Genomic DNA, 12,815 nt, shown 5'->3' on the forward strand with positions numbered 1-12,815 from the left:
TGCCCGCTACGAGCCGATCCGGGCCACCAGCACGCAGGCGTCGTCCTCGCGCTCACCCTCGCCGAACTCCCCGATCACCAGGCGCACACAGTCCTGGGCCGACCGGGCGGCGGAGAAGTGCGGTGCCAGCGCCAGCAGCCGTTCGGTCCCGTCGGCCTTGCTGAACTCGATGCTGCGCGGCGTCAGTCCGTCGGTGTGCAGGACGAGGACGTCGCCCACCTCCAGCCGCTCCTCGGCCTGGCCGTACGCGGCTCCGGAGGTCGCTCCCAGCAGGACGCCCTCGGGCGGCAGCAGGGAGCGGCCCTGGCCGCGCCGGAACAGCAGCGGGGCGGGGTGGCCGGCCTGCGCCCAGGACAGCACCCGGCGCGCGGGATCGTAGCGGCAGCACACCGCGGATCCCAGCGCGGGCTGGACGGAGGTTTCCAGGAGTTGGTTCAGCCAGCCCATCAGCGGGCCCGGCTCGATGCCCGCCATCGCCATCCCGCGCAGGGCGCCGAGCATCATCGCCATGCCGGAGGTGGCGGTCACCCCGTGGCCGGTGAGGTCACCGACCGTCAGCATCGAGTGCCCGTGCGGGAGTTCGAGCGCGTCGTACCAGTCGCCGCCGATGAGCGCGCTGGTCGCGGAGGGCAGGTAGTGCGCCGCGACGTCCAGTGCCCTGGTGTTGTCGTGCGGGAACCGCAGGGAGCCGCGCCACGGGGGGAGCACGGCTTCCTGCAGCTCGACCGCCAGCCGGCGCTCGGTCTGCGCGATCTCCTGCCGGCGCTGCAGCGAGTCCCGGGACTCGCGCACCGCCCGCTGGCTCCGGCGCAGTTCACTCACGTCCCGCAGCACGGCCCACATGGAGGCCGTGCAGCCGTCGGAGTCGAGTACCGGCTCGCCCCTCATGTGCAGCGTCCGGACCCGGCCGTCGGCCCGGACGATGCGGAACTCGCCGTCGATCGGCCTGCCGTCCACCAGACAGGCTGTCACCATCGCGGTCAGCAGCGGCTGGTCCTCGGCGAACAGGGTGGAACCCAGTTCGTCGAGGGGCAGCGCGCCGGCCTCGGGGGAGCGGCCGAAGATCTGGAAGAGTTCGTCGGACCAACTGACCTCGTCCGTCAGCAGGTTCCACTCGGCACTGCCGACCCTGGTCTGCTGTGCCTCGGCTCCGGTCTCGGGAGCGGCCTGCGGCAGCGCGGCGGACTCGGCCGAGGTGGGCGGCAGTCCCTCTTTGAGCTGGCCGAGGTGGGCGCGGAGGTCGTCGAGGTGGTGGACGGCGAGATCGCACAGCGCGCGCTGCCAGCGGCCCTGGGCGTCGTCGTCGTCGACCACGGTGTCGCGGCGGACCGCGTCGACTTCTCCCCGGAGCTGTCGGGTCTGAGAGATCAGCGCGTCCACCGACCCTGGCTCGGGGGGTTGCGCGGGGCGGTCCGCGTACAAGTGGGACGGCATCTGAACTCCGATACAGGCGCGGCACGGCCAAGTCTGAGGAGGGACCGGTTCTGAAGGAAGGGCCGGTGACGACTGTGGCACAGCAGGCGACGGCCTGTAAGGCGTTTGGCAACATCTGAGGCGGACTTGCACCAGGCATATGCCTGAGGCCTTCCGGCCCTCCTGGAGTGTGCGAACGAATCCGGTCAGCCGATGCCGGCGGGCCGCTGTGGCAACCCCGCCGGCCCTTGCCCGTACCGGCTCGTCGCAGGGTGATCCGTTCCTGCGGGATCCCACCGGAGCGCGTTGTGGGCGGCCTCCGGCAGCTCCGTCGTGCTCCGCCGGCCGTCCGCCCGCGCCGTCCGCCCGCGTCGTCCGACCGCGGCCGGAAAGCGGCCTGTCGGACGGCGGTGATCGATCGTACGGCCGAGGTGTACGAAGCCGGCGCCCCGCCGGACCGGCGAAGGACATCGCGGGACCCGGATCAACACGGCGATGCCGGCGCCCCCCGAACGAAGGACCCCGAGCCGTCCGCGATTTCGTCCAGGAGGTGATCCGGACTTCCCCACGAACCCCCGAATGGCTACTCTACGTGCCGGTAATGAGCCGGGGAGGCTCGCTGGGGCAGGCCGCGCAGGGTGGGGACACAACGACATGACCGGGCACAGCCATGCGCCGACCGACGGGAACGGCCCCGCGCCGGCCGACGGGAACGGGCTCGCACCGAGTGACGGGAACGGCCCCGCACCGACCGACGGGAACGGCCCCGCCCACGGGCAGAGCCGACGGTCCTTCCTCACCTATCTGATCGCCGCCCCGACCCTCGCCCTCGTCACCCGCGCCGGCGCCGACCTCCTCGCGCCGCAGCCCGCGCACGCCGTGATCCCGACCCTGCCCGCCATCGCGGACCTGATCGACCTCGGTGACCTGTTCATCCTGGCCGGCGCCCCCACCTCCGCCCTGCTCGCGCTCGTCGTGGAGGCCGACGGAACCGTCCGCTTCCGGCTGCCGCGCGTGGAGGTCGGCCAGGGGCTCACCACCGCCGTGGCCATGCTCGTCGCCGAGGAACTGGACGCCCCGCTGGCCTCCGTACGGGTGGAACTGGACGACGCACGACCCGAGCTGCTCTTCAATCAGCTCACCGGATCCTCCAACTCCATCCGTTCCCTCTACGGTCCGGTCCGCCAGTGCGCCGCCACCGCCCGGGCCCGCCTGGTCGCGGCCGCCGCCGTGCGCTGGAGCCTCCCGGCGTCCACCCTGACCACGGCGAACGGCGCCGTCCGCGCCCCCGACGGCCGCACCGCCTCCTACGGCTCCCTCGCCGCGGCGGCCGCCGACCCCGCGCTGATCGTCCTCGGGGCCACCCCCAAGCCGGCGGCGAAGCACGCCCTGGTCGGCAGGCCCACCAGCCGGATCGACGCCCGCGCCATGGTCACCGGGGCCCAGCGCTACACCCTCGACCTGGACGTGCCCGGGGCCAAGCCCTGCGTGGTCCGGCGCCCGCCCACGCTCGGCGGCAGCGTCCGCTCCGTCGCCAACCTCGCCGCCGTCCGGGCCATGCCCGGCGTCCTGCACGTGGTCACCATCGCCACCGGGGTCGCGGTCGTCGCCGAGACCTTCGGTCAGGCCCTCGACGCCAAGGCCGCCCTCCAGGTCACCTGGGGCCCGGGCCCGGCCGACCAGCTCTCGGACGCGGCCGTACGGACGAAGCTGCGCGCCGCCACCCCGCCGCTGCTCGTGCCGCCGCTGCTCACCGCGCACGTGGACGCGGAGTTCGACTTCGCCTTCGTCAGCCACGCCCCGATGGAGACCAACTCGGCCGTCGCCGATGTCCGCGACGACCGCGCCGAGATCTGGTCCGGGCTCAAATCGCCGATCGTGGCCCGCGAGACGATCGCCGCCGACCTCGGCCTGCCCCTCGACAAGGTCACCGTCCACGTGGTGCAGGCCGGCGGCTCCTTCGGCCGGCGGCTGTTCTTCGACGCCGCCCTGGAAGCGGCCCGGATCTCCAAGGCCTGCCGCCGCCCGGTCCGGCTGATGTGGACCCGGGTGGACGACACCCGGCACGGCCGGATGCGCCCGGCCACCCACCACAAGATCCGGGCCACTCACGCGCTGGGGGAGGTGCTCAGCTTCGAACACCGGGTCGCCGCCGCGGAGACCGACTTCCGGCACGGACTGGGCGAGATCATCACCGCGACCGCCGCCAGCCTCCCGCTCGGCATCGGCAACGCCACCCTCGCCCAGACCCTCTTCCTCACCACGATCAAGTCCCCGTACCACTTCGGGCTCACCACGCAGGCGCTCACCGAGGTCCCGACCGGCGTTCCCACCGGGTCCTGGCGCTCGGTGTACTCGGCGAACACCCGCGGGGCCGAGGAGATCGTGGTGGACGAGCTGGCCGCCGCGACCGGCCGGGACCCGTACCAGTTCCGCCGGACCTTCCTGAAGACGGCCGCCCAGCGCGCCGTCCTCGACAAGGTGGCCACCGAAGGGGGCTGGGGCCGGGCCGTGCCGGCCGGGTGCGCCCAGGGCATCGCCTTCCACGAGGAGTACAAGTCCCGTACGGCCTGCCTGGTCGAGATCGACACCAGGGACCCGGAACACATCCGCGTCACGAAGGCCGTCATCGCCGTCGACGTGGGCCTGCCCGTCAACCCGCGCGGTCTGGAGGCGCAGATGATCGGCGGCCTGACCGACGCGATCTCGACCACGCTGAAGGCCGGCCTGCACCTGGACAAGGGGCTCCCGCTGGAAGGCAGTTACAGCCAGTTCCACTGGGCGCGGCAGCGCGACACCCCGAAGGACGTACGCGTCTTCGTGCTCCCGGCGACCGGAACCGAGCCCGGCGGGGCCGGCGAGCTGGGCCTGCCCGCCGCCGTGGGCGCCATCGCCAACGCCTACGCCCGGGCCACCGGCACCAAGCCGCGCAGCTTCCCCCTCGACTTCGACGTCGACTTCACCCCGTACCCGCGCTAGTCAGCCAGGAGCCGAGCCGTGCCCTCGCACACCTTCACCGTCAACGGGCAGAGCGTCACCGTGGACGCCCCCGACGATCTGCCCCTGCTGTGGGTGCTCCGCGACATGCTGAACGTGCGCGGCCCCAAATACGGCTGCGGAGTGGACGTCTGCAAGGCCTGCACCAGCCACCTCGACGGGGTGGACGTCCGCCCGTGCGTGGTGCCGGTCTCCGCGTGCGCGGGGAAGGCGGTGACCACCATCGAGGGGCTGGCGGACGGCGAGGACCTGCACCCGGTGCAGGAGGCCTGGCTCGAACAGGACGTCGCCCAGTGCGGCTTCTGCCAGCCCGGTCAGATCATGGCGGCCGTCGCGCTGCTGCAGCGGACGAGCGCGCCCACGGACGAGGACATCGACGCGATCGCCAACATCTGCCGCTGTGGCACGTACTTCCGGATCCGGGAGGCCATCCGCAGCGCGGCGGCGAAGATGGCGGCGCCGAAGATCTAGGCCGTCTCTTTCGGATCTTGTCGGGCCCGCGACGCCTGGCACCGCGCCTGGCCGCACTGCCGAGGCGACCACGTACGCCCAGTACGCGAGCGCCCCGACAGCACGCCCAGGCACGGCACCAGACGCCACGAGCTCGGCCGACAAGATCCGAAAGAGACGGCTAGGCGGTTCACCCCATGACACAGGGTCGATATGGGACAGATCCGCACGTTTTTGGCTGATCATGCCTGAATGAGGCGTATCAATGCGAAACGTGTGCTGGTCGGCGAACCGCTCGACACCGCGCGTCTGGGCGAGACCCTGCTGCCCAAACGGCTCGCGCTCCCGATCTTCTGCAGCGACCCGCTCTCCTCGGTGGCGTACGCCACCGAGGAGATCCTGCTGATCCTCGCCCTCGGCGGGGTCGCGCTGCTCCACCTCGCCTGGTACGCGGCCGCCGCCATCGTGTTCCTGCTCGTGGTCGTCGTCGCCTCCTACCGGCAGACCTGCTACGCCTACCCGGGCGGCGGCGGCGCCTACATCGTCAGCTCCAAGAACCTCGGCCAGACCGCCGCCCTCACCGCCGCGAGCGCCCTGCTCGTCGACTACGTCATGACCGTCGCCGTCTCCGTGGTCTCCGGCGTCGCCGCCATCACCTCGGCCATCCCCTCCCTCTCCGACCACGAAGTCCCCCTGTCGGTGGGTTTTGTGGTGCTGCTGACCCTCATGAACCTGCGCGGGGTACGGGAATCCGGCCGGGTCTTCGCCGTCCCCACCTACGGCTTCGTCCTCGTCATCTACCTGATGTTCGCGGTGGCCGCCTACCGGCTCGCGACCGGCGACGCGATCCGCGCCGAATCCGCCGAGCTGCCGATCACCGCCGAGGGCAACTACGCCGGCCTCGCGGTGGTGCTCCTCGCACTGCGGGCCTTCGCCTCCGGCTGTACCGCGCTCACGGGCGTCGAGGCCATCAGCAACGGCGTCCCCGCCTTCCAGAAGCCCAAGAGCAAGAACGCGGCGACCACCCTCGCCGCCATGGGCGTGCTCGCCGTCACCATGTTCGCCGGGATCACCGTCCTCGCGATGAGCTACAAGGTGCACGTGGCCGCGGACCCGACCGAGCTGGGCCTGGCCCCCGGAACCCCGATGTCCACCGCGCTCGCCCAGATCGGCCGGGCCACCTTCGGCAGCTGGCACTTCATGTTCTACCTGCTCCAGGCCGTCACGGCCGGCGTGCTGATCCTCGCCGCCAACACCGCCTTCAACGGGTTCCCGATGCTCGCCTCGATCCTCGCCAAGGACCGGTACGTGCCCCGCCAGCTCTTCAACCGCGGCGACCGGCTCGTCTACTCCAACGGCGTCGTCCTGCTGGCCCTCGCCGCCATCGGCCTGATCATCGCCTTCGACGCCCAGCTGACCCGCCTCATCCAGCTCTACATCATCGGCGTCTTCGTCTCCTTCACCCTCTCCCAGGCGGGCATGGTCCGGCACTGGCAGCAGGAGCTCGCCTCCCCGGAGACCCGCAAGGAGCAGCGGATCCACATCCACCGCCGGCTCGCCATCAACGCGGTCGGCGCCACCATGACCTTCGTGGTCCTGGTCATCGTCCTGATCACCAAGTTCACCCACGGCGCCTGGCTCGTCGTCATCGCGATGCCGCTGCTCTTCATCGGCATGAAGGGCGTACGCCGCCACTACGACACCGTGGCCCGCGAACTCGCCGTCGCCCCCGGGGTCAAGCCCCGCAAGCCCGCCCGCCACCACGTCGTCGTGCTCGTCGCGTCCGTGCACGCCCCCACCCTCAAGGCCCTCGGTTTCGCCATGGGGCTGCGCCCCGACACCCTGACGGCCGTCTCGGTGGCCGCCGACGAGGAGAGCGTGATCCGGCTGCGCGCGGACTGGGCGGACCACGACCCGGGCATCCCGCTCAAGGTGCTGCACTCCCCGTACCGCGAGGTGGTCGGACCCGTGCTGGCCTACGTACAGGAGCAGGCGGCCGCCGAGGGCACGGACATGCTCTCCGTGGTCATCCCGGAGTACGTGGTCGGGCACTGGTGGGAGCAGCCCCTGCACAACCAGAACGCGCTGCGGCTCAAGGCGCGCCTGCTGTTCACGCCCGGGGTCGCGGTGATCGACGTGCCGTACCTGCTGGAGTCCGCGAGGCCGGAGGAGAAGGGGGAGCGTCAGGAGGGGGCGGGGACCCGGCCGGGCGCTGGGTGACCGCCGTGTGGGCCAGCGCCAGTTCCACGACGTGGGCGGGATCGGCCAGCGAGCGGCCGGTGAGCTGCTCCAGGCGGCGCAGCCGGTTCGAGACGGTGTTGCGGTGGCAGTACAGCCGCTGGGCGGCGTACGTGGTCGAGCCCCGGCAGAGCAGCCAGGTGCCCAGGGTGGTCAGCAGCACCCCGCGGTCCTGCGGGGCCAGCGCCAGGACCGGACCCAGCACCACCTGACGCAGCCGGCCCGCGAGCTCGGGCTCGGCCGCGACCAGCGCCGCCGGCAGCCGCTCGTCCAGCAGGGCGGTGTGCGGACCGTCGGCTCCCGGCGCCGCGCGCAGCGCGAGGACGGCCAGCCGGCGGGCCCCGGCCAGCTCGCCCGGAGTCTCCACCACCGGGCTCACCCCGGCCCGTAAGCCGAGGGGCGCGAGCAGACCGGTCACGGAGGCGAGCGGGAGCCGGCCCAGGTCCACCAGGCCGGTCTCCCCGTCGGCCCGGATCCGCCACAGCACGCGCGGGGCGCCTCCGGCCGGGACCGTCCCCGCGCCGTCCCCGGAGTCGAGGACCACCACGGCGAACCGGCCGCGCTCCGGCAGCCCGAGCCGCCGCGCCGACTCGGCGGACCGGCCCGCGGGACCGCCGCCGTCGAACAGGGCGTCGAGCAGGGCCCCCCGCAGCTCCCGCTCGCGGTCGCCGCGCACCGCGTCGGCCCGGCGGTAGGACTCGGCCGTCGCGTCCGCCATCCGGTCGACCACGTCCCACAGTGCGGGCGCCCCGGGCAGCAGCCGGGGCAGCGCCGCCCGGTCGTGGGCGGCGACGGCCTCGGTCAGGACCTGCCACAGCAGCCGGCCGGCGAGCCGGTGGACGCGCAGCAGGGAGTCCAGGGGCAGCCCCTGCCGGGCGCGGAGCTCCCCGTCGGCGCGGGCCTCGGCAAGCTCGAGCGGCAGGCCGCGGGCCTCGCGGAGCAGGCCGTCGACGGCCTGGCGGAGCAAGTGGTGGACCCGCTCGCGCAGGGCGGCCCGGCCGAGCAGGGCGACGTAGACGGCGCAGGCAGGCTCCCCGTCCGGCGACCGGTCGGCGAGCCGCTCGGCAGCCACGGCCAGCCGGCGGTCCAGGTCCTCGCGTATCTCCCCGATGATCCGCTCCATGACGGGCAGGGTGGCACGTCGCGGGGGGTGCTGGGGAGGGCCGCGACGAGGCGGTGTCCGCTAGCGTGTCCGAAGCACTGCACGTGCAGTGCATATGCGGCGGTCATACCGGCGGCCACGTCCGCAGCCACGTCCACACCGTCAGGGATCCACCCATGCGCCAGAACCCCGAGCGCCGTGCCGCGCTGCTCGACGCCGCCATCGAAGTCCTCGCCCGCGAGGGCTCGCGGGGGCTGACCCTGCGCGCGGTGGACACGGAGGCCGGGGTTCCGACCGGCACCTCCTCCAATTACTTCGCGAACCGCGCCCAGCTCCTCGTGCAGATCCTGCGCCGCACCCGCGAGCGGCTGACCCCCGATCCGGCGGACCTGACCGGCCCGTTCGACACGAAGCTGCTGTTGCGCCGGCTCCTGGAGCGGATGCGCCGCGAGCGCAGCGTCCACACCGCGATGCTGGAACTGCGGCTGGAGGCCACCCGGCGACCGGAACTCCAGGAGGCGCTGGCCGGGTTCCAGGGCGCCGAACTGGAGGCGAACATCGCCTGGCACCTGGAGGCGGGACTGCCGGGGGACCGGCAGGGTGTGGTCCTGATCTACCTGGCCATGCTCGGGCTGATCGTGGACGACCTGACCGTGCCGGGACTGCTGGACCCCCACGCGGTGGAAGGGCTCATCGACACGATGGTCGAACGCCTCCTCCCGGAGGGCCCCGCCGACTGACTATCGTGCCGGTAGGACTGCTTCCGGCAGGACCGTCACAACGGGCGGAACCGGCGGGACAGGTACGACCGGCTCGCATCGCGGAGATCGCGGGAGGGGACCGTGGCAATGGCGGACAGGACGGGGCGGGCAACGGGCGAAAGCGCCCGCGGCCCGGGCGAAAGCGCCCGCGGCCCGGGCGAAAGCGCTCGCGGCCCGGGCGAAAGCGCTCGCGGCCCGGGCGGAAGCGCTCGCGGCCCGGGCGCCGGCATCCAGTGGCTGGCGGGCTGGAGCGCCTGGTACGTCGGCCTCACCTTCGCCCGGGGCATCGGCCCCGAGGAACTGGCCGTGCGGCTCGGCGCCCTGCCGGACCTGCGCCCCGGGCCGCTCGGGGCCATCGACGCGTGGAGCATGGTCACCGAGACCCTGGACGGTGACGGCGTGGCCCGGGTCGGGAGCTGGGGCGGCTGGTCCTTCGCCGTGGAGCACGGAGTGCCCGCCGGGGCGCACCGCCTCGCGGAGGTCTCCGGCTCCGGGGTCGAGGCCGTGTACCTCGACCCGCAGCCCGATCACCCGCCCAAGCAGTTCGCGTACGCCCGGGACGGCGAGCTGGTCTGCTGCTTCGGCATCGGCGAGGAGCACTGGCGCGGCGGCCACCGGCCCGATTTCCTCCTGCCGGAGCTGGTCGAGGCCAAGATCCTCACCCCGGACGGCTGCTACGGCCGCCCCGAGGACGAACCGCACGAGGAGCGCGACCGCCTCACCCTCGCCGTACTGGAACACCGCTTCGCGCTGTCCCTTCCCCGCCGCCTCGTCGAGGAGACCCCACTCCCGGCCTTCGTGACCTGCACGCAGTAGGCCGTCGGTTCAGCCGGCGTGGTCCCGGATCACCCGGCGGCCCAGCACGGCGCGGGCCGGAGCCAGCTCGGCCGCGACCGCCTGGGCCCGAGGCCCGTCCCAGACGACCCGGGCGGGCTGCGGGTCGGCCGTGGCCAGGCAGCGACGGCGCAGGTGGGTCGGCGGGTGCGTGTCGTCGACGCTGTGCCCGCGCCGGGCCGAGACCCTGCGCAGCCGCTCGTACTCGATCTCGGGGACGGAGTCGATCCGCGCGGCCAGCCGCTCCCACAGCTCCCGTTCGGCGGCCTCCCGCGCCTCGCGTCCCGCGGATCCGCCGCCGGCCCGGGCCGCCGTGATCGACTCGCGCCGCAGATGTGCCTCGGCGCCGTCACTGACCAGGAGCCGGTCGAGCAGTGTGATGGCCGCCGCGCTGGAACCGGCACGGGCCGCGCCGGCGTCGGCCAGGTACTCCGCACGCTGCGAAGCCCGCATGGTGAGGCCGTCGAGCAGGTGGATCAGCCCGTAGACCGTCCAGCGCGGCAGGAACGTCAGGGCGTTCAGGAACCAGTCCACGATGCTGCCGTGGTTCACCGAGCCCAGGACGGAGTGCCATTCGGCGAGGGACCGCAGGGCGCCGTGCATCAGGAACGAGGAGCGGACGTCGCCGTTCGCGAAGTGCCCGAGCTCGTGTCCCAGCAGGGCCACGCGCTCCTGCGGCGTGAGGATCTCCCACAGCCCGAGTCCCAGGACCATCACGCGGCGGCCGCGGTACCCGTAGGCGCTGACCGCGGCGTTGACGGAGGTGTCCACCACCACCGTGTGCACTCCCGTCGTCCCGACGGCCGCGCCCACCTCGTCGATCAGCCCGAAGAGTGCGGGGGCGTCCGCCCGGTACAGCACCGGCTGCCCCTTCGGGAGCCGGCCCGGCCGGGGCAGCAGCAGCGCCACGGCCACCAGGAGCACGACGCCGAGCACCGGCTGGATGCCCGTGTGCCACCCGCCGATGATCAGTACGGCCGCGGCCAGGAACAGTCCCGCGGTGACCCCGTGCACCAGCAGCGCGAGCCCGAAGGCCAGGACGGTCGAGCCGTCCGGCCCGCCCGGCCCGGCCCCGCTCCCGCCCCGCCCGATCTCCTCCGCCAGCTGCTCCCCGTGCCGCCCGGCCAGCCGCCGCCGGACCTGCGCGAGGCGCCCCCGGTCCGGATCCGGGGCGCCCGGATCCACGTTCCAGTCACAGGCCGCGCACCAGGTGACGTACGCCGCGTGCACGGTGGCCCCGGTCCCGCACTCCGGGCACGGCCGTACCCCCTCGCCGTCCACTCCGCCGAGGCTCTGCCTCACGGTTTCCATGTCCGCTGATCCCCTCCCCGCCGCCGACCAGCCGTGATCCGCGGTCCGCGAAGAATAGAGGGGCCTGTTCAGGCCGCTGCGGGCGCCCGAGGATGGCCGGTTTTGGTCGGGAGGGCGCGTCTTGTGACACTACGGGGGTGAACGCGACCGAGTTGTTCCACCAGACGCTGCGCGAGCGGATCGCCCCGGTCCTGCACGACGCGGGTTTCGCCGGAACGGGACTGGAGTACCGGCTCCGCGCCGCCGAGCCCGACCACGCGCTGCTCGGCTTCCAGCGGAGCGCTTCGTCCGGGGCCGCCGAATGCAGGTTCACCATCAACCTGCGCGCGGTCCCGTACGAGGAACACGAGGCCCTGCGGCGGCTGCGGCCGGCCCTCGGGACCCGGCTCAGCGCCAACCGGATCGGCCCCGTCGGCTGGCACGCCAGGATCGGGCGCCTCCTCGGCCATCCGCACGACCACTGGTGGACCATCACCGACGAGCGCACCGCCGCCCGCGTCGCGGACGAGGTCACGGACGTGGTGCTGCGCCACGCCGTCCCCGCCCTGTGGGGCGAGGTGACCGACCGGCCGCCGCTGCCCGGGCCCGTGGTGGATCCGGTGCCCGACTGTCTGGACCCGGTGTGCCTGCGGGTGGACAGCGGTCCGTTCCCCGTCGCGAACGGGGTGGCCCCCCTGCCCGTGGACCTGGAGGGCGCCCTCGTCCTGGAGACGGGCGAACGCCGGCGGGCCTCGCCCTTCCTCACCGTCCACGACGAGCTGACCGACACGGAAGCCCGGATCGTGATCGACGCGCCCTGGCGGCTGGAGCAGCCGCTCTTCGGCTCGGTCCGGGTCGGCATCGCCGCCGACGGCGACGTCCGGGTCTCCGCCAGCCCCGGCAGCATGCTCCCCGGCCATCCGCTGGCGCTCCTCGGCGAACTGGCCCTGTGCCGGATCAACACGGCCGAGGTCACCGGCAACGGCTCCCTGCGGCTCACCTTCGAACAGGGCTCCCCGCGCGAGGCCTGCCTCACCGTCTCCGGCGCGCCGCACGCGCTGACGGTCGGCGAGCCCTGGCACATCGAGGGATGGACACCGGCCCGCATCTGATCCGGCCCGGAGCCGTGGGCGTCAGCCGCCGAGCTGCCGCGCCAGGTGCCGGATCATCGACTCGGTCGCCGGGCCGCGGTCCCCGGTCCGGACGGTCGCGTAGATGTCCCGTACGAGATGGGCCGGTTCGGCGATGTCGTGGAAGGAGATCTCCGCGCGCCGCTCCGCCGCGCTCTGCGGGACCAGCGCGACCGCGAAGTCGGCTTCTCCCGGCGCAGCAGCACCTGCCGCAGCCCGCGCAGGTCCGGCTCCGGGAGGTGGGGGTACTGGTGGGTGACGGCCAGGTCCAGGCTGCCCGCCGCCAGCGAGGGCAGGGCCAGCTCCGGCTCCAGCTCGGTCAGGCTGACGTCGAGCCCCGGGTGGGTCCGCCGGAACGCGGCCGGCGCGGGCACCGTGAAGGGCTCCGCGGCCGAAGCGAAGGTGGCGACCCGCAACTGGCCGTCCCGCAGCCCCGCGATATCGCGCAGCGCCTCCTCCGCGGCCTCACCCGCGATGGTGCCCGTGCGTGCGACGTCCCCGAGGAGCTTCAGTTTCCGGGGGTCGAGCATTAGTTGATCTTATGCTCAGGTTTACGCGCGTCCGCTGGTTTTGCGGCCGGTGAGCGACTTTGATGGGTTT

The 12,815-nt window shown here is 73.3% G+C and carries 10 protein-coding genes; 6 read left to right on the top strand and 4 right to left on the bottom strand.

Features of this window, described 5'->3' with window-relative positions; genetic code table 11:
- Positions 1-6 precede the first annotated feature (6 nt).
- On the bottom strand, positions 7-1,434 hold the full coding sequence (locus OG730_RS36930) for a PP2C family protein-serine/threonine phosphatase (protein ID WP_327308345.1): 1,428 nt from the start codon (positions 1,432-1,434) through the stop codon (positions 7-9).
- Between the two features lie 633 nt (positions 1,435-2,067).
- On the opposite strand from OG730_RS36930, the gene OG730_RS36935 reads away from it, so the two are divergent.
- The 3 genes from OG730_RS36935 to OG730_RS36945 all read left to right on the top strand — a co-directional run bounded on the left by OG730_RS36935 (position 2,068) and on the right by OG730_RS36945 (position 7,080).
- Positions 2,068-4,392: a xanthine dehydrogenase family protein molybdopterin-binding subunit gene (locus tag OG730_RS36935; protein ID WP_327308346.1), complete on the top strand. Its 2,325-nt coding sequence runs from the start codon at positions 2,068-2,070 to the stop codon at positions 4,390-4,392.
- 18 nt (positions 4,393-4,410) lie between these two features.
- Complete coding sequence (locus OG730_RS36940; RefSeq protein ID WP_327308347.1) at positions 4,411-4,881, top strand: (2Fe-2S)-binding protein; 471 nt, start codon at positions 4,411-4,413, stop codon at positions 4,879-4,881.
- Positions 4,882-5,112: 231 nt separating this feature from the next.
- Positions 5,113-7,080 (top strand): APC family permease, encoded by a 1,968-nt coding sequence (locus OG730_RS36945; RefSeq protein ID WP_327308348.1) that lies wholly within the window; start codon positions 5,113-5,115, stop codon positions 7,078-7,080.
- Here OG730_RS36945 and OG730_RS36950 read toward each other — a convergent pair.
- Positions 6,971-8,221: a helix-turn-helix domain-containing protein gene (locus OG730_RS36950; RefSeq protein WP_327308349.1), complete on the bottom strand. Its 1,251-nt coding sequence runs from the start codon at positions 8,219-8,221 to the stop codon at positions 6,971-6,973. The two genes, OG730_RS36945 and OG730_RS36950, sit on opposite strands and share 110 nt — an antisense overlap.
- Before the next feature lie 155 nt (positions 8,222-8,376).
- On the opposite strand from OG730_RS36950, the gene OG730_RS36955 reads away from it, so the two are divergent.
- Together OG730_RS36955 and OG730_RS36960 are read left to right on the top strand one after the other, a co-directional pair.
- Entirely contained in the window at positions 8,377-8,940 is a 564-nt protein-coding gene (locus tag OG730_RS36955) for a TetR/AcrR family transcriptional regulator (protein WP_327308350.1), read from the top strand.
- Between the two features lie 108 nt (positions 8,941-9,048).
- Complete coding sequence (locus tag OG730_RS36960; RefSeq protein WP_327308351.1) at positions 9,049-9,777, top strand: DUF6461 domain-containing protein; 729 nt, start codon at positions 9,049-9,051, stop codon at positions 9,775-9,777.
- Positions 9,778-9,786: 9 nt separating this feature from the next.
- Here the strand turns inward: OG730_RS36960 and OG730_RS36965 are convergent, their stop codons facing one another.
- A complete protein-coding gene (locus tag OG730_RS36965) occupies positions 9,787-11,106 on the bottom strand; it encodes a M48 family metallopeptidase (RefSeq protein ID WP_327308352.1) in 1,320 nt (439 codons plus the stop codon).
- Between the two features lie 137 nt (positions 11,107-11,243).
- Between OG730_RS36965 and OG730_RS36970 the strand changes: the two genes are divergently transcribed.
- A complete protein-coding gene (locus OG730_RS36970) occupies positions 11,244-12,197 on the top strand; it encodes a DUF4304 domain-containing protein (protein ID WP_327308354.1) in 954 nt (317 codons plus the stop codon).
- Between the two features lie 53 nt (positions 12,198-12,250).
- Here OG730_RS36970 and OG730_RS36975 read toward each other — a convergent pair whose 3' ends face one another.
- Positions 12,251-12,745, bottom strand: coding sequence for a LysR substrate-binding domain-containing protein (locus OG730_RS36975; RefSeq protein WP_327308355.1), 495 nt, complete (start codon positions 12,743-12,745; stop codon positions 12,251-12,253).
- Positions 12,746-12,815: the final 70 nt, after the last annotated feature.

The organism is Streptomyces sp. NBC_01298 (genome assembly GCF_035978755.1).
Classification (GTDB): Bacteria; Actinomycetota; Actinomycetes; order Streptomycetales; family Streptomycetaceae; genus Streptomyces.